We start from the raw sequence: 21,279 nt of genomic DNA on the forward strand, positions 1-21,279 counted from the left end.
AATACGGTCGCCGCCCCATCGTTCGACAGGTCTATGCAGCGCCCACGGGGAGTATCTCCCATGCCCGCTTGGCAGGACGTTTTCGGACACGAGGAGCCCTACGAGAGCCAAGCGGAGGGTATCGAGACCGCGATCGAGACCGCGGAGGATCGCGGCTTTACCGTCCTCGAGGGGGCCTGTGGGACCGGGAAGACGATGCTCGCGCTCACCGCCGGGATCGACCGGGTGCGCGACCCCGACAGCGAGTACGAGCGGGTGGTCGTTCTCACCAGCGTCAAACAGCAGCTCCGGCAGTTCGAGACGGACCTCGAGACGATCAACGCGAACCTGCCCGACGACTGGGACCCGGTTTCGGGGCTGACGCTGGTCGGGAAGGGAGACGTCTGTCCGTATAACCGCGAGGGTGCCGGCGGGATCGACGACGACAACGTCTACGACCGCTGTGAGACGCTCCGCGACAGGACGCGCGCGCTCGTCGGCGACGGCGGCGAGACGAGCGGCCAGGCGCTGGCCGCGGAGGCCAGGAGCCAGCAGATCGGGCTGGCCGACAGCGGGGGCTCGGGGACCGACTTTCTCGAGACCGCGGGCGAGCCCACGCCGTATCCCCGCGAGATGCCCGAACACGACGACGTCGAGTACTGTCCCTTCTACGCGCAGTACCTCGAGGACCTGCCCGAGGACGGCGACGCGATCGAGGCGGTGCCGTTCGACCTCACCGAACAGGGCCACCTCACGCCCGAGGAGCTGGTGGAGCTGTCGGCCTCCTACGGCACCTGCCCCCATTCGATGATGGGCGCGCTCATCCCGGAGGTCGAGGTCTGCGTGGGCAACTACTACCACGCGTTCGACCCCCTCACCGCGGGATCGTTCACCGGCGCGCTGCTCGACGAGTCGACCTTCCTGGTCTGCGACGAGGCCCATATGCTCGAACCGCGCGTGCGGGATCTGGTCAGCGACGGGGTGGCCGATACCACGCTGCGGGACGCAGAAACGGAGCTCACGCGGGTGGTCCAGGCCGCGGAGATGGGCGAGCGGGACGCCGTCGGAGGCGACACCGCCGACGCACGGCTCGTCCGCGAGGAGCTCGAGGACAGCGACGTCACCCTCGCGGAGTGCAAGGAGCTGCGCGCGTTTCTCGCCGACCTGCGCGAGGAGCTCGACCGGCGGGTCGAGGCCCACCTCGACCGCGAACACGGGGGCTGGAAGGCCGACCTCACGGCGCTCCCGGACGACGAGATCCCGCTTCGCGACCCCGAAAAACCCGAACGGGACGCGATCTCCGAGTGGGCCGAGGAGGCAGGCTACGACGGCGGGACCTGGGTGCGTGCCCAGTCCGTCGGGGCGATCGTCGAGCGGATCCTCAACACGGCGGAGGACGAGGAACGCACGCGGGCGACCCCCGCGGTCGGTCGGCTGTTGGGGGGCTGGTACCAGGCCGGTCACGAGACCTACTTCCGGGAGATCGAGCTCGAGCGGACCTGGAACGGGATGGAGCCTGAAGGCTCGTGGCGCCGGGCCTACAGCGCCCGGCTGGCGCTGTTCAACTGCGTGCCGGGCGACGTCATCGGCGACCGGCTCGCGGAGTTCGGCGGCGGCGTGCTGATGAGCGCGACCCTCGAACCCATCGACGTCTTCCGGGAGGTGACGGGCCTCGACGCGCTCGCGGAGGACCGCCCGGTCGTCGAGCGGACTTTCCCCCTCGAGTTCCCCGCGGAGAACCGCGCGAGCTTCGCGGTGGACGCCCCGAAGTTCACCTACGGCAACCGCGGCGACCCCGCCGAGGACTCGTCGGTCCGCCGGCTCTACGGCGATCTGCTCGCCGAGGTCGCGGAAAGCCCCGGCAACGTGCTCGTCGGGATGCCCAACTACGCGGAGGCGACCTGGGCCGCCTCGGAGCTCGAAGCCCGGGTCGAGAAACCCGTGTTGCTCGACGAGAGCTCCGTCGACGGCCGGACGGAGGCCCTGAAACACGAGTTCTTCGACGGCGAGGACAAGGTGCTGGTAACGAGCCTCCGGGGTACCCTGACGGAGGGTGTCGACTACAGCGGGGACCGCCTCTCGGCGGCCGTGATCTGTGGCGTCCCGATCATCAACACCGCGAGCCCGCGGACGAAGGCCGTCAGGACCGCCTACGACCGCGCGTTCGGCGACGTCCCCGAGGGAACCTCGGGAGGTCAGGCGGGCGCGTCAGCGTCCGCCAAAGGCTTCGAATACGCGCTGACGGTCCCCGCGGTGCGCAAGGCCCGCCAGGCGATCGGACGGGTCATTCGCGGGTCCGACGAGGTCGGCGCCCGCGTGCTGCTCGACGCCCGCTACGCCCGCGAGTCCTGGGACGGGGTACGCGAGCACTTCCCCGACGAGGAGCGCGAGGAGTTCCAGCCGGTGAGCTCTGACATGCTCGGGTTCGGTCTCGAACGGTTCTGGGAGCGCCACTGACTATAGGCGGGCGCCCCAACTCGGGGTATGCCGCTCGAAACCGACGACGAGATCCTCGAACAGGTCAGCAGCCGGCTCATGAGCCAGGGCGTCTACGTCGAGGAGGCCGATCGGGAGGAAGACCGGCTCGCGCTCGAGTACGAGACCCTCGCTCCCGGCGCGGGCGTCCCCCACCAGCAGATCGGGAAGGTCATCAACGTCTTCCGGGACGTCATCGACCAGGGCTGGGAGCCGACCACCATCGAGGCGACCGTGAGCGACGTCGACGAGGGGCATCGACGGGGTAGCTGGCGGATGGACGAGGAGTGGCTCCAGGCGCTTGAGGACGGCGAACTCTCGGAGGTCGAGTTCTCGGGGCGAGTGCTCGACACGCTCGAGGAGTCGACGACCTGAGCGCCCACATTCGCGCTAGGGTTCCGATCCCGACGTCCATACACCGAACTATAGAATTATAGCATTCTATTAGTTAGATTCATCCGGTCCGCCGCGAATGGTTCGCTCGCTATGCGAGAGATACCCAGTATGCTGAACCGACGGACGTTCGTCGCTGGCGCGGGGGCCGCCCTGGGCGCCGCCGCGGTCGGGACGGTGAGCGCGAGCGCCGACGAGGACGACCTCGAGGTGGGCGGCCGGCCGACGCTGGTCGCCCACCGCGGGTTCGCGGACATCCACCCCGAGAACACCGTCAGCGCCTTCGAGTTCGCCTCCGAAGGGAGCACCGACGACGCGGCCGACCGCAGGCGGGCCGACTGGATCGAACTCGACGTCTACCCGACCTGCGACGGCGAGATCGCCGTCTTCCACGACGAGGAGCTCGGCGACCTGACCGACACCGAGGGCGTGATCTACGAGGAGTTCGCCGACACGGTCCTCTCGGCGGAGGTCCTCGAGAGCGGCCAGACGGTGCCGACCCTGGAGGAGTCGATGGCGGCGATCCCCGCGGGGATCGGGGTCAACGTCGACGTCAAGGCCGGCTCCCCGGACGTCGAGTGGGGGCGGGTCGACGATCCCGAAGCCGAGCGCGGGGAGTGGGACTGGCTCGAGACCGTGGTCGACGTGGCGACCGACCACGATAACGAGCTGCTGTTCTCGACGTTCTGGGAGGGCGCGCTCGCGGCGGTCCGCGACATCGATCCGTCGATCCCGGCGGCCTACCTCCTCGACGAGTCGATCGAGGAGGGACTGGCCGTCACCGAGGAGTACGACTGCGAGGCGATCAACCCGCCGCTCGACATGATCCAGGGGACGCCCTTCTTCGACGACGGATACGAGGACGTCGACCTCGTCGCCGAGGCCCACGATCTGGGCGTGCCGGTCAACGTCTGGACGATAAACACCTGGTACGAGTGCGAGCGCCTGCTCGATGCCGGCGTCGACGGCCTCATCACGGACTACTCCGAGCTGCTTCGCTGGGGCGCGCGAAACTAATCGAGCTCCGCGAGGATCTCCTCGGCGTGGCCATCGGGCGAGATGCCCTCGTAGGCCGCCGTGACCTCGCCGTCCTCGACGACATAGGTGTTGCGCGCCGCGCTGCTCGCGCCGTAGGAGTCGTAGGCCGACGCGACCTCGCCGTCGGGGTCACTCAACAGTTCGAACGGCAGGTCGTACTCCTCGGCGAACGCCTCGAGATCCGAGACGGGGTCATCGCTGATTCCTAATACATCGACCTCGCGCTCCTCGAACTCGTCCCAGGAGTCCCGGAAGCCACAGGCCTCCGTGGTGCAGCCGGGCGTATCGGCCCGCGGGTAGAAGTAGACGACCGCGCGGTCGAGGTCGGCGAGGCTCACGGGCTCGCCGTGCTGGTTCTCGAGGGTGAACTCGGGGGCATCGGCGCCGGGTTCGAGCATGCCCGCCCTTCTCGCGCTCGGGGAAAACCGCTTGTGGTTTTCGGGTCCCTGTTCCCTCAGAGATACGTGTCCCTGACCGTCTCCGCGAGCATCGAATCGGGATCAGGCACGAGGTAGACGACGACGAACGGCTCGTCGACCGGGTCGAGGACGAACAGTTCGTACGGTTCGGGCGAGAAGTCGCCCAGCCGGTCGATGAGAGGTTCGAGCGGGATCGCTCCCGTACGCAGTTCGTCCCAGACGTCGCGCGCGCCCGGCTGCTCGGCGAAGGCGTAGACCGCGCCGTTGGGCTCGTTGTCGGTGCTGTAGGTCGTCTCGCCGAGCACGCCCTCGCCCTGGTCCCGGGCGTCGCGACAGAGCTCGCGGGCGACCTCGAAGAGGTCCGTCACCTCCCGGACGAAGTACAGACGCGTCGCCGCACTGACCGTGGCCTCGGCGATCCGCGCGTCGCCGTCGTCCCACTCGACCGTGGCCTCGATCAGGTTGCCCGCCTCGAGGTCGCCGCCGGTCGCGGCGATGACGTCGGTCGTCTCACGGTCGACGAGCAGCCACTCCCCGTGGGGGTCGTCGAGCACCCGGTAGGTCCCGCTCGTCGTCGGTTGCATACGCCGCCATAGCTCGGGGGGCCCGATAAACCGACCGAAAGAGTGAGACGCCGGGCACGCTCAGTCCCGCCATGAAGCAGTCGACGTTCGTGCGGTGGGGGCTGGGCGCGTTCGGCCTCGTCTTCCTCACCTTCGTGATCCGCGGCTCGACCCGGCTGTTCCTCGGGGACCGGACCGCGGCGCTGCTCTCGGCGCCCGTCGGGCTGGGCGCCCTCCTCGTCCTCGTCGTCCTCCTCGTCGCCGCCCTCCTCTCGGTCACGGGGATCCGGCCGATGGAACGGGACATCGACGAGCGTTAGTGGCTCGGCGTCGCCCTCGTGACATGGAACGACTCGGCGCCGCGCTGGGCGGGCTCGCGTTCACCGTCCTGGTCCTCGGCGGGTTCGTCGCGATCCGTGTCCTCACGCGGCTGTTCTACTCGGTAGTGCTGTTCATTGAAACCCTCTCGCTCGCCGCCTTCGCGCTGCTGGTCGGCTACGTCGTCTATCGGGTCCTGCTGGGGGGTTCGGACGACCCGCGCCGGTCGGACTAAGCCTCCGTCGCCTCGCGGTCGACGGTCCAGGGAACGTCGCTCTCGGACTCGAGGGCGTCGTAAAAGGCGCATAGCCCCCGCGACTCGGTGGTCGTCGTGACGTGGAGCTCCACCCGGTCGTCATAGCCGACGACCCGGAAGACGGTCCCGAGCTCGCGGTCGTGGACCAGATAGACCGGCGAGGGGAGGTCGAACCAGTCGCCGGCGGTGTAGCGCTCGCGGTCGAGCACCCGCCCGAGGCGCTCGCCGACGCACCCGTCGGCGGGGACCAGCGAGAACACCGTCCCGCCCGAGCGCGTGATCCCGCCGTCGTGGTACTCGCACTCGGGACGGACGGGGATCTCGAACGCCGGTTCGCTGCTCATGTGCCGAGAACGGCCGCGAGCGCCTTCAATCTGCTGGCCTTCGCTATTTCATCTGCTGATTGTTGTATGAATCAAAGAGTTAGAGATACGTCGTCAGGGACGACATTCAACGATGCATGAGAGATAACAACAACCGAATGAGAGTACGGAATCTGAGCCGGCGGCGGTTTCTGGGGGGTGCGGCCGCGACCGCGGCGTTCCCGCTCGCGACGCGGGCCGTCGGGGCACGGGAAGGGGCGACCTGTGAGGCGGCCGGCGTCGACTGCGGGGCCGTCGCGACGGGATCGGACGGCATGGTCGTCTCGGTCAGCCCGGCCGCGAGCGAGGTCGGCGCACAGGTGCTTCGATCGGGCGGCAACGCCGTCGACGCCGCCGTCGCGGTCCAGTTCGCGCTGACGGTCACACAGCCCCACTCCTCGGGGATCGGCGGCGGCGGGTTCATGCTGTACTACGACGCCGAGGCCGACGACGTCGAGATCGTCAACAGCCGCGAGCGCGCGCCGGCCGGCGCGGATCCGGAGATGTTTCTGGACGACGGCGAGCCGATCCCGTTCGACGAGCGCCACACCCACGGGGACGCGATCGGGGTCCCGGGGACGCCGAGCGGCCTCGAACTCGCCGCCGAGCGCTACGGCTCGCTGCCGATCGAGGAGCTGATCGACCCCGCGATCTCCCTCGCGGAGGCGACCGAGGTCGACCGCTATCTCGCCGAGCGGATCGTCGAGGACGAGTGGAAGTTCAACGACGCCGCCCGCGAGGTGTTCCTCCCGGACGGCGAGCCCCTCGCGGAGGGCGATCCGCTGGAGCAGCCCGATCTCGCCGACACCCTCCGGCTCATGCGCGACCGGGGGATTCGCGAGTTCTACGAGGGCGAGATCGCCCGCGCGATCGCCGACGCGGTAGGGGAGGCGGGCGGCAGCATGACGTTCGAGGACCTCTGTCGGTACGGGGCGACCGTCGACGAGCCCGTCGAGGGGGACTATCGCGGCGCGGAGGTCTACTCGATGCCCCCGCCGAGCTCGGGCGGGCTGACGGTCATCCAGATCCTCAACTTACTGGAGGGGTTCGATCTGGGCGAGACCTACGACGTCCGCTCGGGGACGAAGTACCACCTGCTCGCGGAGGCGATGCGGCTGGCCTACGCCGATCGCGCGGAGTACATGGGCGATCCCGAGTTCGTCGACGTCCCCACCGAGGGGCTGCTCGATCCCGACTACGTCGCCGGGCGCCGCGAGCTGATCGGTCCCGACTCGCTCAACGAGGAGCCCGAGGCGGGCGACCCGTGGGCCTACCAGTCGGGCGGTGCGGCCTCCGCGAGCCGCCCGACCGAGCGCGCGGTCGGCGAGACGACACACTTCACCGTCGCCGATTCGGAGGGCAACCTCGTCTCCTACACGACGACGATCGAGCAGCTGTTCGGCTCGGGGATCATGGTCCCCGAGTACGGCTTCATGCTCAACAACGAGCTCACCGACTTCGACGCCGAGCCCGGCGGCGCCAACGAGGTCCAGCCGAACAAGCGCCCGCTCTCGAGCATGAGCCCGACGATCATGGCCCGCGACGGCGAGCCGTTCCTCACCGTCGGCTCGCCCGGCGGCCCGACGATCATCACCTCCGTCGTGCAGGCGATCCTGCACCACGTCGAGTACGACCTCCCGCTCGCCGGGGCGATCGACGAGCCGAGCATCTACGCGCCCGAGTCGCCGGCGATCCAGCTGTGGGAGGAGGGGATCCCCGAGGAGGCTCGCGAGGAAGCCGCCGACCTCGGCAACGAGTGGGGCGACGAGCCCGGCCCGATCGGGAACGTGAACATGCTGCGGGCGAACGACGACTACGAAGGGGCGGCGGATCCGACCCGCGACGGGCTCGCGGTCGGGCTGGGCGAGCGCTGACCGCGGACCGCCCCCTCCCCGGACCCGAAATCGGTGTGAACGGCGTGCCGGCTTGTTTTATCCAAAAATACACGGAATGAACAGCCAGCTGCAGTCATCTCCCGATACATATATATTGTGGCCGGAGTCATTAACGTGTATGTCGCGTGATATTGCGTCAGTAGATCGGCGGACGATTCTGAAAGCCGCGGGTGCCGCGGGAGTCATCGGGCTTGCCGGCTGTGTCGGCGAAGAGCCCGAGGACGACGAGGAAGAGGAGATGGAGAACGGGGAGGCCGAGGAGGGAGAGGAGACCCTCGGCGAGGACGACGAGCCAGAGGAGGGCGGCGAGCGCATCACCTGGCACGCGGGGGGGACCGACGGGACCTACTACCCGCTGTCGGGCGAGATCAAGAACGTCGTCGACGACAACACGCCCCACGTCCTGCAGGTCCAGTCGACGGGGGCCTCGGTCGAGAACGTCGGCAGCCTCAACGAGGGGACGGCGGACTTCGCGCTGATCCAGAACGACATCGCCTACTTCGCGGTCAACGGCACCGGGATCGACGAGTTCGAGGGCAACCCCGTCGAGAGCCTCCGCGGGGTCGCGACGCTGTATCCCGAGACGATCCACATCGTCGTCAACCCCGACGCGGGCGTCGAGAGCCTCGAGGACCTCGAGGGCAGCACGGTCAACACCGGCGACCTGGGCAGCGGGACGCAGGTCAACGCGCTGCAGATCCTCGAGACCGCCGGGCTGTCGGCCGACGACTTCAACGAGCAGAACGCCGGGTTCGGCACCGCGAGCGACCAGATCCGCGACGGCGACGTCGACGCGGCGTTCGTCGTCGGCGGCTGGCCCGTCGGCGCGGTCGAGGACCTCGCGACCACCACCGACATCGAGATCCTCGACCTCGACCAGGAGACTCGCGACGCGCTGCTCGACGACGCCGAGTGGTTCGCCGAGGACACCATCCCCGGCGGCACCTACGACGGCGTCGACGAGGACGTCGAGACGGTCTCGGTCCAGGCGATGATCGCGACTCGCGAGGACCTCGACGAGGGGATCGTCGAGGACGTCACGACCGCCATCTTCGACAACGAGGAGGGGATCGACACCAAGGGCGAGTTCATCGACCTCGATTCGGCCCAGGACGCCATGTCGATCGACCTGCACCCCGGCGCCGAGGCGTACTTCGGCTGACCGACCCTACCGGGCACTGAATGGATAGACAGCGCGGACTCGTCATCGGGGTCGCGGGTACGGCGGTCGTAGCGCTCGTAGCGCTGCTGGTGCTGTCGGTCGGCTCCGCCGCCGTCGCGCCCTTCTCCGAGGACACCCAGCGGCTGGTCGTGACCGACGAGGACGGCTCCGTACTGATCGACGAGCCCGTCGAGAACGACGACGAGGTCCGTCTGGAGTACACCCACAGCGTCGAGCGGACGCCCGTCTCCGACGTCTATACGGTAGACGGATACGAACTCGAATCCACGCGAATGGTCTTCGAGTCCTACGGGGCGGGTCTGCCCTCGAACGCGGACGTCGAACGGACCGACGACGGACGGTTCGTGACCGAGACCGAGGGCACCCACGAACGGATCGTCGTCTCGCCGGGCGAGATCGCGGGCCACACGCTGACCGTAAACGATACCACCTACGACCTCGTCGCCCTCGCCGACGGTTCCGTCTCGATCACCGTGACCGACCGCGACCCCACCTGATATGGCATCCCAATCACTCAGCGACGAGGCGCTATCCGCGGAGGAACAGGAAGAGCTGCTCGAGGAGATCGAACGAAAGCGTTCGCTGACCGGTCGGGCGGCGATCCTCGTCGCGGTGGTCGGGATCCTCTTTTCGACCTATCAGGTCTGGCTCGTCGCCCGCGGGCCGACGTTCTACCTCGCGGTCCCCTTCACCGACCTCCAGTACACGCTCACCTCGCTCCAGCAGCTCCAGCGCGACGCGATCCACGTCGCCTTCGCGCTCGTACTCGCCTTCCTGCTCTTTCCGACCTCGACCGGCGACGGGCGGGTCGCGCGCGCCGGGCGCGGGCTCGTCGACGGGATCCGGGCGCGCCTCGGTGCCGAGAGCGCGGCCACGCGGGCCGTCACCCGCGTCTCTGACGTCGTCGGCTGGGCGGCGATGGACCGCGGGCGCGATCGCGTCACGCCCGTCGACGTCGTCCTCATCCTGCTCGCGCTCATGTCGCCGCTTTACATGCTCGGACAGTTCGACGAGGTCCAGAGCATCCGCTTCGCCGGCCTCGGCTCCGGGGACCCGCTGAACGAGGTCTACCCGGTCCTCGAACCGGTCGTCTCGCTGTTCACGGCCGTCGGGCTCCCGCTCGACGAGATCTCCTACGCCTTCATCGTCGGCGTCATCGGCATCCTGCTCGTGCTGGAGGCCACTCGACGAACGCTCGGGTTCTTCCTGATGACGCTGGTTGCGATGTTCATCGTCTACGCGCGCTGGGGGTACCTACTGCCGACGGATCTCACCTACTTGGGCGCGCTCGCGATCCCCGAACTCGCCTGGACGAGCATCGTTCGGGACCTCTGGTTCACCGATCAGGGGGTCTTCGGGACGCCCGTGCAGGTCAGCGTCCGGTTCATCTACGTCTTCGTCCTGTTCGGCGCCTTCCTCGAGATGAGCGGCGCGGGCAAGTGGTTCATCGACCTCGCCTACTCGCTGACGGGCACCCGGACGGGCGGCCCCGCGAAGGCCAGCGTCGTCGCGAGCGGGTTCATGGGGATGCTTTCCGGATCGTCGGTCGCAAACACCGTCACCACCGGGGCGTTCACGATCCCGTTGATGAAGCGCTCGGGCTACTCGCCGGAGTTCTCCGGGGCCGTCGAGTCCTCGGTCTCCTCGGGCGGCCAGCTGCTCCCGCCGGTGATGGGCGCCGCGGCCTTCCTCATCGTCGAGTTCACCGGCACGCCCTTTAGCGAGGTCATCATCGCCGCCACCCTGCCCGCGATCGCCTTCTTCTTCGGGATGTGGGTGATGGTCCACCTCGAGGCCTCGCGACACGGGATCGGCGGGCTGGACCGCTCGGAGCTCGCGAACCTCAAGGAGCACTTCGTTCAGGGCTGGTTCTACCTGCTCCCGCTGGTCCTCCTGCTGTACTTCCTGATCGGCCTTCGCCTCTCGATCGGGCGCTCGGGCTGGCTCACCATCGTCGCGGTCGTCGCGCTGATCGCGCTGATCGCCGCCTACAACGAGCGCACGCGGCTGGCGCTGCTCGCGACCGTCGCCGTCCTGACGATCGGGGAGTTCGCCGCGAACCTGTTCACGGGGACGGGCCTCGCCGGCCTCGTAACGGGCGCCGGCGACGGCGCCGGCTCCTTCGGCGGGGCGTTCGAGGCGACGATCGGCTCCTTCGGCGTCATCGCGCTCGTCGTCAGCCTCCTGTTCCTGCTCGCCGATCCCGACCGCGAGTCGCCGCTGCTCGACCTCGATCCGGCGGTCGACTCGGCCGCACAGGACGTCGGCGAGCGGGTCGGCCGGCCCGGCCTGACGACCTCGACGCTCGGGCGCTTCACGACCTTCGTCGTCAAGTCGATGGACTCGGGGGCGCGTACCGCGACGACGGTCGTGATCGCCGTCGCCGCCGCGGGCGTCATCCCCGGTGTGATCGCCGTCGCCGGCCTCGGTCCGAACCTCGCGGCGCTCATCCGCGCGGTCAGCGGCGACTCCTACCTCCTGCTCCTCCTGCTAGTCGGGGTCTCCTCGGTCATCCTCGGGATGGGGATGCCGACGACGGTGATGTACATCATCATCATCTCGATGCTCGGAACGACCCTGCAGGACTTCGGGCTCGCCCTGCTCGCGGCTCACCTGTTCGTGCTGTATTTCGGTCTGATGGCCGACGTCACCCCGCCGGTCGCGATCGCCGCCTTCGCCGCCGCCGGGGTCGCGAAAGCCGAGGAGTTCAAGACCGGCGTGATCGCCTTCCTGCTCTCGCTGAACAAGATCCTCGTCCCCTTCGCGTTCGTCTTCTCGCCGGGCATCCTGCTGCTGCGTGACGGCGAGATCCTCGGGACGGGCGACCTGCTCGACCTCTCGTACTCGATCCCCGAGGTCGTGATCCCGATCCTCGGCATGTTCGTCGGCGTCTATGCCATGGGCGTCGCGATCATCGGCTACTACGGGGGCGAGGTCCCCAACGCCCACCGCCTGCTGTTCGGCCTGAGCTCGGTCATGCTCATGGCCCCGATGCTGCTGTTGCTCCTCGTCCAGGACGTCGGGCGTGCGGTGACGGGGATCTGGCTGGTCCTCGATACGCTCGCGCTCGACCTCGGGCTGCGCGGGGCGGGCGTCGTCCTGTTCGCCGCGCTGCTGTGGCTCAACCGGGGCAGCCAGGAGGAGGGCGAGGCCCAATCGACCGGCACGGGTACGGCGACCGACTGAGCGAAACCGCAAGGACTGTTTCCCGACTGCCCGAACGCCGCGTATGTCGCTTATCGACGCCGTGATGAACGCGATCCACCTCGGTTTCGCGGGGCTCTGGGTCGGCAGCGTGATCTTCCTGACCGTCGCGATCCTGCCGTTGGCCCGCCAGGGCGCGCTCGACGCGGCGCCCCTCGAGACCGTCACCGCCCGCCTCCAGTGGATCTCGCGGATCAGCGCGCTCCTGCTGTTCGTCAGCGGCGGCCACCTCGCGGGCACGCGCTACACCGTCGACTCGCTCTTCGGCAGCGCACAGGGCTATCTCGTGCTCGCGATGCTCGCGCTCTGGTTCGCCCTCGCGATGCTGGTCGAGATCGGCTCGAAGCGACTGATGACCGGCTTCGCCGACAGGAAAGTCCGCCAGCCCGCCAACGAGGCCCGCCCGTACTTCCTCGGGGCCTCGATCGTGGGCGTTCTGTTGTTCGTCGACGCCGGACTGCTCTCGGTGCCGACGGCGATTCCGTTCTAAGGCGCCTCGTCGAACTCGGGATCGCTCACCGCCCATCCGAACTCAAACTCGCCGTGTTCGCTGAACGTGCTGTACAGCTTGTAGCCCACGATCCCGGCGACCGCGAGGACCGCGAGCATCAGGACGCCGATCGCCTTGAACAGTTTCGAGAGTACCATACCGACCCTTGGACCGCCAGCCACCTAACCCTGACTCCGCCTCAGCGCTCGAACTCGCGCTGGAGGTCCTCGACCTTCGAGCCGACGTCCAGGTCGTCCATCTCGCCGCCCTCGCCGCCCGTCATCGTGTAGAGCTTGTACGCCAGGTAGGCGATCCCGCCGACGATGGCGACGCCGACGACGATGCCAAGCAGCGACAGCAGGATGCTCGCGAGCGCGCTGATCACCATCAGTGCGACGATCGCCGCGAGGGCGTACCCCGCGATCTTCAACAGCCGTAGCGTGTCCATGGAGGGGGTTCGACGGCGACTCACTTAAGAGTCGGCCCGGCAGCCGGGATCACCGCTCGAAGATCCGATCGCGGTCCCGGTCCCGATCGCGCGACCGGGGGCGCGACCGATCCGACGATCCGCCGGTCAGGTAGCCCAAGAGGAGGTAGCCCAGATAGAGCAGTACCACGATGGCGGCGAGGGTGATCGCCGTCTCGATGGCCCAGATCGCGATGCTGACGACCGTGCCGAGGACGGCGAGCGCGACGGCCGCCAACAGGAGTACACCCCCGGCCTTGAGGACAGTGTCAATATTTACCATGGTCGTATTTACCACTCCTCCATCATAACGGTTGCTGCCGAGAGAGGGATCCGCCCGTGGGTTTTTTGGCCCGACTCCGCACACGGGCATTCATGGAGTACACCACGCTCGGCTCGACCGGGATGGAGGTCAGCCGGCTCTGTCTGGGCTGTATGAGCTTCGGCGACCCCGACTGGCGCGAGTGGGTCCTCGAGGAGGAGGAAGGCCGGGAGATCATCGACCGTGCGATCGACCTGGGGATCAACTTCTTCGACACCGCGAACATGTACTCGCGGGGCGAGAGCGAGCGCGTGCTCGGCAACGCCCTCGAGGGCTACGATTCGGACTGGCCGGTCGTCGCCACGAAGGCGTACATGCGGATGGACGACGACAACCCCAACGCGCAGGGGCTCTCGCGGAAGGCGATCGAGCAGGAGCTCGAGAACAGCCTCGATCGGCTGGGCATGGAGACGATCGACCTCTATCAGACGCATCGCTGGGACTACGACGCGCCCATCGAGGAGACGATGAAGGCACTCGACGACGCGGTGCGCCGCGGGAAAGTGCGGTATCTGGGCGGCTCGTCGATGTGGGCCCACCAGTTCGCCGACGCGCTCCACACGAGCGACTCGCTGGGCCTGGAGCGGTTCGTCAGCATGCAGAACCACTACAACCTGGTCTACCGCGAGGAGGAACGCGAGATGCTCCCGCTCTGCGAGAAGGAGGGGATCGGCGTGATGCCCTGGAGCCCGCTGGCCCGCGGCTACCTCGCCCGGCCCGCCACGGAGATCGACGCCACGTCCCGGGGCGAGTCCGAAGAGCAGATGTACAAACACCCCTATCGCGAGGGCGGGGGTCCCGAGGTCAACGAGCACGTCGAGGAGCTCGCCGAGGAGAAGGGCGTCACGATGGCCCAGATCTCGCTCGCGTGGCTGCTGCACAAGGACTGGGTTGACGCGCCGATCGTCGGCACCACGAGCATCGAACACCTCGAACAGGCCGTCGAGGCCCTGGAGATCGACCTCTCGGAAAGCGACATGGAGTATCTCGAGGATCCCTACGAACCCGTCCGCGTCTCGGGTCACGACTGACCGGCGCCTCGCCCTGTCGTCCTGTTATCGTGACCGCACCCCGTCAGCGACCTCCCGAACGGTCTCGAACTCCTCGTCGCTGTAGGCGACGAACCGTACGTCCGCGAGCGAGTCGGGCTCATAGGCGTCGATTTCCTCGGCGATGATCCGCGCACCCTCCCGGAGGTCGAACCCGGCGACCCCACAGCCGAGCGCGGGGATCGCGAGCGACTCACAGCCGAGCTCGTCGGCCCGCTTGAGGGTGTTTCGGGTCGCGTCCCGGATGCTCTCGGCCGTCGCCCGTCCGTCCCCGTAGTGGGGCATCGCGGCGGCGTGGATCACGTACTCGGCGTCGAGTCCGTAGGCGTCGGTGGTCGCGACCGCGCCCAGATCGACCGGGCCCTTCGACATGGCCGCCTCGTTGATCCCCTCGCCGGCCCCGCGGCGCAGCGCGTCCGCGACGCCCGAGCCCATCCGCAGGCTCGTCCCCGCGGCGTTGACCAGTACGTCCGCCCCCTGGCGAGCGATGTCGCCCTGGATCACGTCGAACTCCATGCGTGCTCCTGGGCGGCGAGGGCCCAAAACGCTGGCCCGGCCCACCGGACGAACTATATCTGTGCCACTCTATGTCATGACGATGCCGAGCCCGATCAACGCGCGCTGTACGGCCTGCGGGGCGACGTTTCCCCGAAGCGACGCCACCACGGACACGGAGAACGAGCTGGCGTGTCCGGCCTGTGGCTGCGGCGTCGTTCGGGGGATCCCGGAGCAGCACAGTTCGTTGGAAAAGCGGGAGAACGCCCGCTGTGGGTCCTGTGGCGCGACGTTCGCGCGCTCGGAGGCGACCACCGAGACGAAGGGGGAACTCGCCTGTCCGGCCTGCGGGGCCAACGACGTACGGAGCCGTGATCCCGAGCGGTCGTAGCCGTCGCGCCGTCGACGGAGGGGAGGGAAGCTAAGTCCCTGGCGTCCGAACCGCGACCCGCATGACCCACGACCGCTCGACGACGGGCCGTCGCGGCTTTCTCGTGCTCGCCGGAACGGCAGCGGCGGGCACGGCCGCGCTCGCCGGATGTACCGACGAGGAGGACGAAGCGGGCGAACCGGCCGACGAGTCCGAGGCCACGGATGAGGACGACCAGGACCCCGCTCCCGCCTCCGACGACGAGAGCGAACCGGCCGACGAGGACGAGGACGAGGACGAGGGCGCCTGACCCTCGGGTTTCGGAGTCGGGACGGCGGAAGGCTTTCCATCGGCCCCGTCCGATCGGCACGTATGACTGTGACCCACGGCGATCTGACGATCGACTGGCTCGGCTACGCGACCTCGCGGATCACCGACGACGAGCACGTGGTATACGTCGACCCCGGCCGCTACGGCGTCCTCGAGGGCTACGACGCCCGGGACGGCGACCTGGTGCTGGTGACCCACGACGACCACTACGACCCCGACGGGATCGAGCGAGTCGCCGCGGACGATGCCGTCGTCTGCGTCTTCGAGGGCATCGATAGCGACGAGATCGACCGCGAGTCGCGTCCCGTCTCGGAGCTCGACTACCGGATCCGCCGGGTCGGGATCGCCGACAGCTTCGAGGCGAGCGGGATCGGGATCGAGGCGATCAGCGCCTACAACACCCCCGAGGGCCACACCGACGACGACGGCACGCCCTATCACCCCGAGGGCGAGGGCGTCGGCTACCGCCTCGACTTCGACGGGACGGCGGTCTTCTACCCCGGCGACAGCGACGTCGTCCCCGAGTACGAGGGGCTCTCCGCCGACGTCTTCCTCGCGCCTATCGACGACGCGTTCACGATGTCGCCCGACGCGATCCTGGATCTCGCCGAGCGGATGGGCGCGGAGCTCGTGGTACCGGTCCACTACGACACGTTCGAGGCGCTCGAGGCCGACGACGAGGCCTTCGCATCCGACGCCCGCAAGCGGGGGCTGCGCGTCGAGGTGCTCTCGCCCGAGGCCTGATCCACGCCCTTCATTTCCCCCGGGTCCGAACGGCAGGCAATGCGCTCGCTTCATCCGCGGATCCGGATCGTCTGGGTGCTTCAGGCCGCCCTCTCCGCAGCGATGCTCGCGGCGATCGTCGGCGCCGTCGGGGTCTTCTTCCTCGATCTGGGGACCTGGCTTCCCGTCGCCGTCTTCGCCGGACTGTTCGTCCTGCTCGGGGTTCACAGCCTGCTTCGCTACCGGGTCTGGCGCTACGAGGTCCGCGAGGACGCCCTGTACCTCGAACGCGGCGTCTTCACGCGCGTCAAGACGGTCGTTCCCTTCGTGCGGATCCAGCACGTCGACTCGCGGCGCAGCCCCCTCGAACGCGCCACGGGGCTCGCGAGCACCGTCGTCTACACCGCGGGCTCGCGGGGTGCGGACGTCACCGTTCCGGGTCTCACCCCGGAGGGCGCCGACGACCTCCAGCGCCGGCTGAAGGCGCTGGCGATCGACGCCGAGGGTGACGACGCGGTATGAGCCGACTGCACCCGCTCTCGATCCCGTATCGGATCGCTCAATCGATCCTCGGCTACGTCCCCCTGGTCTTCTTCGTCGCGATCGCCTCGGGGCCGGCGCTGGGCGCCGGCGGGATCGCCCTCACGCTGCTTGGCATCGTCGTCGGCCTCGCCGGGATCGTCGCCTGGCAGGTCGCCTACTACAAGCGCTTCGAGTACGAGACCACCCCCGACACGTTCGACATCCGCTCGGGAGTGGTTTCGCGGCGCAACCGCGAGATCCCCTACCGACGGGTCCAGAACGTCGACATCTCGCGCAACGTCGTCCAGCGCGCCCTGGAGATCGCCGAGCTGCGCATCGAGACCGCGGGCGGCGGGGAGACCGAGGCGATCCTCAGGTACGTCGGCTACGAGGAGGCCAAACGCCTCCAGAACGAGCTCCGGCGGCGAAAGCGCGCCGAAACGGCGGCCGGGGCCGGCGATCGGGAGGAGCCGGTCGACGAGGAGGCCGAGCAGCTCTACGAGATCACACCCGAGGACCTTGCGGTGCTGGCGGTCGCCTCCTTCGACCTCCGGCTCGCCTCCTTCCTCTCGGTGCTGCTCTCGCTTGCCGGCCCGCCGGTGCTGATCGAGCTGCTGACCGATCTGCCGATCAGCCCCTTTCTCGTCGTCGGGGCGGTGATCGTCCTCGTTGTGATCGCCTCGGCGCTGCTCAGCGGGATCAGCGCCGTCCTCAGTACCTACGGCTTCCGACTCACCCGCTCGGGCGACGAGCTTCGCTACGAGCGCGGGCTGGTCCAGCGCTTCGACGGCTCGATCCCGCTCGATAAGGTCCAGCTGCTCGTCCTCCGGGAGAACCTGCTCAAGCGCCTGCTCGGCTACGCCAGCCTCGCCGTCGAGACCGCCGGCTACGCGCCCGGCCAGGGCGGCAGCGTCGGCTCCGAGTCCGCCGTCCCGATCGCCCGCCGAAGGACGACCTGGGGGATCGCCCGCGAGATCGAGCCCTTCGAGGAGTTCGAGGTCGTCCGCCCGCCCAAACGCGCACGCAGACGCTACGCCTTCCGCTATCTGCTCGCGCTCGGTGTTCTGACGGGGCTCGTCTACGCCGGCACGCTCGCGCTGGGCTTCGAGATGTACTGGTACGTCGTTCTGGCCGGCGTGCCCCTCGCCCCGGTCGCGGCCCACTACAAGTGGAAGTCGCGGGGCTACCACGTCGGCGAGGAGTACGTCGTCACCCGGACGGGCTTCTGGCACCGGACCACCCGGGTCGTGCCGTACTACCGCGTCCAGAACGCCATCCACACCCAGACCGTCCTCCAACGGCGCTGGCGGCTGGCCTCGGTGCTGATCGACACCGCCGGCACCGGCAGCCTCGTCGGCGGCGACCCCCGGGCGATCGACCTCGACGAGGATGAGGCCGCGAAGCTGCGCGAAACCGTCGCCGACCGGCTCCAGACCACCCTCCACGAACGAAGGCGTGAGGCCGCCCGCGAGGAACGCGAGCGCCGGATCGACCGCGCGCTACCGCGCTTCGAGGACGGACGATGAACCGGCTCGTCGCGGTCGGCCGGCTCTCGGCGCTGCTCGCGCCCGCGGTCGCCCTCGGGACGATCGTCGGCGCGGTGCTGCTGGCCCCGGAGTTCTCCTGGGCCGGCGACGCCCTCTCGGATCTGGGCGCGCCGGGCGCGGAGACCGCGTGGCTCTTTAACGGCGGGCTGGTGCTCGCCGGCGCGCTCGGCCTCCCGTTCGCGGCGTCGCTCGCCGCGCGGGCCCGCACCCGCCTCGACTGGCTCGCGTCCCTCGTCCTCCTCGCCACCCTCCTGTCGTTGGCGGGCGTGGGGCTCTTCCCCGCCGGCCATCCCTACCACCTGCCGGCCGCCACCGGCTTCTACCTCGGGGCGACGCTCGTCGTCTGGATCGACGGCACGGCCGGGGTGCTGACCGGCGAGCCCCGGTTCGGGCTCGCGGCGATCTGGCTGGGGAACCTGCAGGTCCTCCAGTGGCTCGCGTGGGCCGCCGGCCTCCGGATCGGTCCGGGCCTCGCGATCCCCGAAACGGTCGGCGCGACCCTGTTCGCGCTCTGGGTCCTCTCGCGCGTCGAGTGACGCGCGTCCTGTGCGATCACAGCGGGATCGCGCCGATGAGCAGCGCGACGACGAGGATCACCGTCGACGGGATCACCATCAGCGGCAGCGTGAACTTGATGTGCTCGCCGAGCTCGATACCCGCGAGCCCGATCAGCAGGTAGGTCGCGCCGGTGAAGGGTGAGACCGGGAAGCCGACCGTCTGGCCGACCAGCGAGGCGCGCACCACCGCGACCGGGTCGTGGCCGTAGGCCGCGCTCGTCTCCGCGAGCACGGGCAGGACGCCGAAGTAGAAGGCGTCGGGGCTGAAGAGCAGCCGGGCGGGCAGCGAGAGGATCCCGACGACCACGGGGAGGTGTGCGCCGAGCGCGTCGGGGATGAGGAAGACCATGATGTTGGCCATCTCGGTGACCATCCCGCTCTCCTCGAGCACGCCGATCAGGACGCCGGCGGCGAAGAGGATGCCGACGTAGGTCATCACGTCGGGCGCGTACTGCTCGAGGACCTCCTTCTGGCGCTCGTAGTCGGGCACGTTGACGACCAGCGCGGCGACGACGCCGACCATGAACGAGACCTCCGGCGAGGTGATCCCCGCGATGAGGATCCCGAGGACGGCGACCGTCAACAGGAGGTTGAACCACCACGTCCTGTCCATATCGATCTCGCGGCCGTCGGTCGCCTCCTCGATCAGCGTCTCGTTGTCGACCCCCTCGAAGGCGGTGACGGTGTCGAAGTCCCGTCGGATCCGCCGGCCGTAGTAGGCGCTGATGGCGAACACCGAGGCCATCCCCGCGGCCTGGGCGGGGATCATCGGGTTGAACACGTTCGCGATCGTCGCGGGCTCGATCGCGGCGACCCCCCGAACGACCTGCCCGCCCCAGGGCACCATGTTCATCGTCCCCGCCGTCAGCGCCACGAGCGCCGCGAGGATCCGCCGATCGACGTCGAGCGCGTCGTACAGCGGGAGGAGCGCAGGAATCGTGATCAGCATCGTCGTCGCGCCCGCGCCGTCGAGGTGGGTCACCATCGAGAGCCCGACGGTACCGACGGTGAGCATCGCGGGCTTGCTGATGATGTTGTCGACGATCCGGGCGACGAAGGGGTCGAACAGCCCGCTGTCACGCATGATGCTGAAGTACCAGACCGCGAACGCGAACATCGCCGTGATGCCGACGATCCCCTGGAGCCCCTCCTCGGCGAAGGTCGCGATGTCGTCGAAGGAAAAGCCCGCGAGCAGCGCGGCGATCACGGGTACGATGATCAGCGTCGGAACCACGTACAGCCGCTTTCGGATGACGAGAAACAGGATCAGGAAGATTGCGGCGTATCCGATGATCCCGAGCGGCAAGCCTGAGACAGCCATACCGAACGGCGTTCAGGCATCTATAAAAATCCACGATATTCGATTCTTATATAGTACGATAGTCCTCGGTAGAAATTGCGAGCCCAAGGGTACAGCTTGCGGTCCTTGCGACGACCGGGGCGGCCGCCGCCGCAACCCCAGTCGCTTTAGGAGTGGCGGACACACTCGCCACCATGGCAGATCCGCTTCCCACCCTCGGGTTCGGGACCTATAAGCTCGAGGACCCCGAGGACTGTGTCGAGAACGTACAGCGCGCGCTCGACGTCGGCTACCGGCATATCGACACCGCGCAGGTCTACGAGAACGAGGAGTACGTCGGCGACGCAATCGCCGAGAGCGACGTTCCCCGCGAGGAGATCTTCCTCGCGACGAAGATCGGCACCGAGAACCTCGCCTACGAGGACGTCCTCGCCTCGGTCGAGGAGAGCCGCGAGAAGCTCGGCGTCGAGACGATCGACCTCCTCTACGTGCACTGGCCGACCGGCGAGTACGACGCCGAGGACACCCTCGAGGCGTTCGACGACCTCGTGCAGAACGGCACGATCGACCGGATCGGTCTGAGCAACTTCCGGCCCGACCAGCTCGAGGAGGCCGAGCGGATCCTCCAGGCGCCGGTCTTCGCCCATCAGGTCGAGTGCCACCCGATGCTCCCTCAAGACGAGCTGCTGGCGTACGCCGAGGACAACGACCACCACCTGGTCGCCTACTCGCCGATCGCCCGCGGCGAGGTGGCGGAGGTCCCCGAGATCAACGACATCGCGGGCAACTACAACGCCACCGCGGCCCAGGTCGCGCTCGCGTGGCTGCTCAAGCGCGGGATCAGCCCGATCCCGAAGGCCAGCGGCGATCACGTCGAGGAGAACTACCGCGCGCTCGAGCTGGTCGACGAGCTCACCGAGGCCGACGTGGAGAAGATCGAGGGGATCGACGACCGCGAGCGCCTGATCGATCCCGATGATGCCCCCTGGAACGACCCGCCGGCAGCCGAATGAGCGAATGAAC

General features: G+C 68.6%; 26 protein-coding genes. 18 read left to right on the forward strand and 8 right to left on the reverse strand.

The window, feature by feature from the left end:
* Positions 1-60 precede the first annotated feature (60 nt).
* The 3 genes from WOA58_RS14385 (at position 61) to WOA58_RS14395 (ending at position 3,864) form a co-directional block, all read left to right on the forward strand.
* Positions 61-2,436: an ATP-dependent DNA helicase gene (locus WOA58_RS14385; RefSeq protein WP_340604948.1), complete on the forward strand. Its 2,376-nt coding sequence runs from the start codon at positions 61-63 to the stop codon at positions 2,434-2,436.
* A 27-nt stretch (positions 2,437-2,463) separates the two neighbouring features.
* Positions 2,464-2,829 (forward strand): hypothetical protein, encoded by a 366-nt coding sequence (locus WOA58_RS14390; protein WP_340604950.1) that lies wholly within the window; start codon positions 2,464-2,466, stop codon positions 2,827-2,829.
* Positions 2,830-2,958: 129 nt separating this feature from the next.
* Positions 2,959-3,864: a glycerophosphodiester phosphodiesterase gene (locus tag WOA58_RS14395; RefSeq protein ID WP_340604951.1), complete on the forward strand. Its 906-nt coding sequence runs from the start codon at positions 2,959-2,961 to the stop codon at positions 3,862-3,864.
* On the opposite strand, the gene WOA58_RS14400 is transcribed toward WOA58_RS14395, so the two are convergent.
* Both WOA58_RS14400 and WOA58_RS14405 read right to left on the reverse strand, forming a co-directional pair.
* Positions 3,861-4,283 carry a peroxiredoxin gene (locus WOA58_RS14400; RefSeq protein WP_340604953.1) on the reverse strand — a complete coding sequence of 141 codons (423 nt, stop codon included), beginning with the start codon at positions 4,281-4,283 and terminating at the stop codon, positions 3,861-3,863. The genes WOA58_RS14395 and WOA58_RS14400 overlap by 4 nt on opposite strands.
* Before the next feature lie 56 nt (positions 4,284-4,339).
* The gene (locus tag WOA58_RS14405) at positions 4,340-4,888 is read right to left on the reverse strand and encodes a DUF6663 family protein (RefSeq protein WP_340604954.1); all 549 of its coding nucleotides are present in this window, start codon (positions 4,886-4,888) and stop codon (positions 4,340-4,342) included.
* A 71-nt stretch (positions 4,889-4,959) separates the two neighbouring features.
* Here WOA58_RS14405 and WOA58_RS14410 point away from each other — a divergent pair, with 71 nt between their 5' ends.
* Both WOA58_RS14410 and WOA58_RS14415 read left to right on the forward strand, forming a co-directional pair.
* Complete coding sequence (locus tag WOA58_RS14410; RefSeq protein ID WP_340604955.1) at positions 4,960-5,187, forward strand: hypothetical protein; 228 nt, start codon at positions 4,960-4,962, stop codon at positions 5,185-5,187.
* 23 nt (positions 5,188-5,210) lie between these two features.
* On the forward strand, positions 5,211-5,420 hold the full coding sequence (locus WOA58_RS14415; protein ID WP_340604957.1) for a hypothetical protein: 210 nt from the start codon (positions 5,211-5,213) through the stop codon (positions 5,418-5,420).
* On the opposite strand, the gene WOA58_RS14420 is transcribed toward WOA58_RS14415, so the two are convergent.
* Complete coding sequence (locus tag WOA58_RS14420) at positions 5,417-5,785, reverse strand: hypothetical protein (protein ID WP_340604958.1); 369 nt, start codon at positions 5,783-5,785, stop codon at positions 5,417-5,419. The two genes, WOA58_RS14415 and WOA58_RS14420, sit on opposite strands and share 4 nt — an antisense overlap.
* 137 nt (positions 5,786-5,922) lie before the next feature.
* Here WOA58_RS14420 and ggt point away from each other — a divergent pair, with 137 nt between their 5' ends.
* The 5 genes from ggt to WOA58_RS14445 all read left to right on the forward strand — a co-directional run bounded on the left by ggt (position 5,923) and on the right by WOA58_RS14445 (position 12,575).
* Complete coding sequence (gene ggt / locus WOA58_RS14425) at positions 5,923-7,677, forward strand: gamma-glutamyltransferase (RefSeq protein WP_340604959.1); 1,755 nt, start codon at positions 5,923-5,925, stop codon at positions 7,675-7,677.
* A 139-nt stretch (positions 7,678-7,816) separates the two neighbouring features.
* Positions 7,817-8,860: a TAXI family TRAP transporter solute-binding subunit gene (locus WOA58_RS14430; RefSeq protein WP_340604961.1), complete on the forward strand. Its 1,044-nt coding sequence runs from the start codon at positions 7,817-7,819 to the stop codon at positions 8,858-8,860.
* Positions 8,861-8,880: 20 nt separating this feature from the next.
* A complete protein-coding gene (locus WOA58_RS14435; RefSeq protein ID WP_340604962.1) occupies positions 8,881-9,378 on the forward strand; it encodes a DUF1850 domain-containing protein in 498 nt (165 codons plus the stop codon).
* A 1-nt stretch (position 9,379) separates the two neighbouring features.
* Complete coding sequence (locus WOA58_RS14440; RefSeq protein ID WP_340604963.1) at positions 9,380-12,067, forward strand: TRAP transporter permease; 2,688 nt, start codon at positions 9,380-9,382, stop codon at positions 12,065-12,067.
* Positions 12,068-12,110: 43 nt separating this feature from the next.
* Complete coding sequence (locus WOA58_RS14445) at positions 12,111-12,575, forward strand: transporter (protein ID WP_340604964.1); 465 nt, start codon at positions 12,111-12,113, stop codon at positions 12,573-12,575.
* Here WOA58_RS14445 and WOA58_RS14450 read toward each other — a convergent pair.
* From WOA58_RS14450 to WOA58_RS14460, 3 genes are read right to left on the reverse strand one after another with little or no spacing between them, the layout of a single operon-like run.
* A complete protein-coding gene (locus WOA58_RS14450; RefSeq protein WP_340604966.1) occupies positions 12,572-12,733 on the reverse strand; it encodes a hypothetical protein in 162 nt (53 codons plus the stop codon). The two genes, WOA58_RS14445 and WOA58_RS14450, sit on opposite strands and share 4 nt — an antisense overlap.
* A gap of 41 nt (positions 12,734-12,774) precedes the next feature.
* Complete coding sequence (locus WOA58_RS14455; protein ID WP_340604967.1) at positions 12,775-13,023, reverse strand: hypothetical protein; 249 nt, start codon at positions 13,021-13,023, stop codon at positions 12,775-12,777.
* A gap of 49 nt (positions 13,024-13,072) precedes the next feature.
* Positions 13,073-13,324 carry a hypothetical protein gene (locus tag WOA58_RS14460; protein WP_340604968.1) on the reverse strand — a complete coding sequence of 84 codons (252 nt, stop codon included), beginning with the start codon at positions 13,322-13,324 and terminating at the stop codon, positions 13,073-13,075.
* Between the two features lie 92 nt (positions 13,325-13,416).
* Between WOA58_RS14460 and WOA58_RS14465 the strand changes: the two genes are divergently transcribed.
* A complete protein-coding gene (locus WOA58_RS14465) occupies positions 13,417-14,394 on the forward strand; it encodes an aldo/keto reductase (protein ID WP_340604969.1) in 978 nt (325 codons plus the stop codon).
* Between the two features lie 24 nt (positions 14,395-14,418).
* On the opposite strand, the gene WOA58_RS14470 is transcribed toward WOA58_RS14465, so the two are convergent.
* On the reverse strand, positions 14,419-14,928 hold the full coding sequence (locus tag WOA58_RS14470; protein ID WP_340604970.1) for a macro domain-containing protein: 510 nt from the start codon (positions 14,926-14,928) through the stop codon (positions 14,419-14,421).
* 61 nt (positions 14,929-14,989) lie between these two features.
* Here WOA58_RS14470 and WOA58_RS14475 point away from each other — a divergent pair, with 61 nt between their 5' ends.
* From WOA58_RS14475 to WOA58_RS14500, 6 genes are all read left to right on the forward strand, one after another.
* The gene (locus tag WOA58_RS14475; protein WP_340604971.1) at positions 14,990-15,298 is read left to right on the forward strand and encodes a hypothetical protein; all 309 of its coding nucleotides are present in this window, start codon (positions 14,990-14,992) and stop codon (positions 15,296-15,298) included.
* A 61-nt stretch (positions 15,299-15,359) separates the two neighbouring features.
* On the forward strand, positions 15,360-15,587 hold the full coding sequence (locus tag WOA58_RS14480; RefSeq protein WP_340604972.1) for a hypothetical protein: 228 nt from the start codon (positions 15,360-15,362) through the stop codon (positions 15,585-15,587).
* A gap of 62 nt (positions 15,588-15,649) precedes the next feature.
* On the forward strand, positions 15,650-16,351 hold the full coding sequence (locus tag WOA58_RS14485; RefSeq protein ID WP_340604973.1) for an MBL fold metallo-hydrolase: 702 nt from the start codon (positions 15,650-15,652) through the stop codon (positions 16,349-16,351).
* A gap of 39 nt (positions 16,352-16,390) precedes the next feature.
* Positions 16,391-16,852, forward strand: coding sequence for a PH domain-containing protein (locus tag WOA58_RS14490; RefSeq protein ID WP_340604974.1), 462 nt, complete (start codon positions 16,391-16,393; stop codon positions 16,850-16,852).
* The gene (locus WOA58_RS14495; protein WP_340604975.1) at positions 16,849-18,378 is read left to right on the forward strand and encodes a PH domain-containing protein; all 1,530 of its coding nucleotides are present in this window, start codon (positions 16,849-16,851) and stop codon (positions 18,376-18,378) included. The genes WOA58_RS14490 and WOA58_RS14495 overlap by 4 nt, the downstream gene beginning before the upstream one ends.
* Positions 18,375-18,935 (forward strand): DUF998 domain-containing protein, encoded by a 561-nt coding sequence (locus WOA58_RS14500; RefSeq protein WP_340604976.1) that lies wholly within the window; start codon positions 18,375-18,377, stop codon positions 18,933-18,935. The genes WOA58_RS14495 and WOA58_RS14500 overlap by 4 nt, the downstream gene beginning before the upstream one ends.
* A 16-nt stretch (positions 18,936-18,951) precedes the next feature.
* On the opposite strand, the gene WOA58_RS14505 is transcribed toward WOA58_RS14500, so the two are convergent.
* Positions 18,952-20,277 (reverse strand): CitMHS family transporter, encoded by a 1,326-nt coding sequence (locus WOA58_RS14505; RefSeq protein ID WP_340604977.1) that lies wholly within the window; start codon positions 20,275-20,277, stop codon positions 18,952-18,954.
* Between the two features lie 173 nt (positions 20,278-20,450).
* Between WOA58_RS14505 and WOA58_RS14510 the strand changes: the two genes are divergently transcribed.
* On the forward strand, positions 20,451-21,269 hold the full coding sequence (locus WOA58_RS14510; protein WP_340604978.1) for an aldo/keto reductase: 819 nt from the start codon (positions 20,451-20,453) through the stop codon (positions 21,267-21,269).
* Positions 21,270-21,279: the final 10 nt, after the last annotated feature.

Origin of the sequence: Halalkalicoccus tibetensis, assembly GCF_037996645.1 — an archaeon.
GTDB classification, from domain to species: Archaea; Halobacteriota; Halobacteria; order Halobacteriales; family Halalkalicoccaceae; genus Halalkalicoccus; species Halalkalicoccus tibetensis.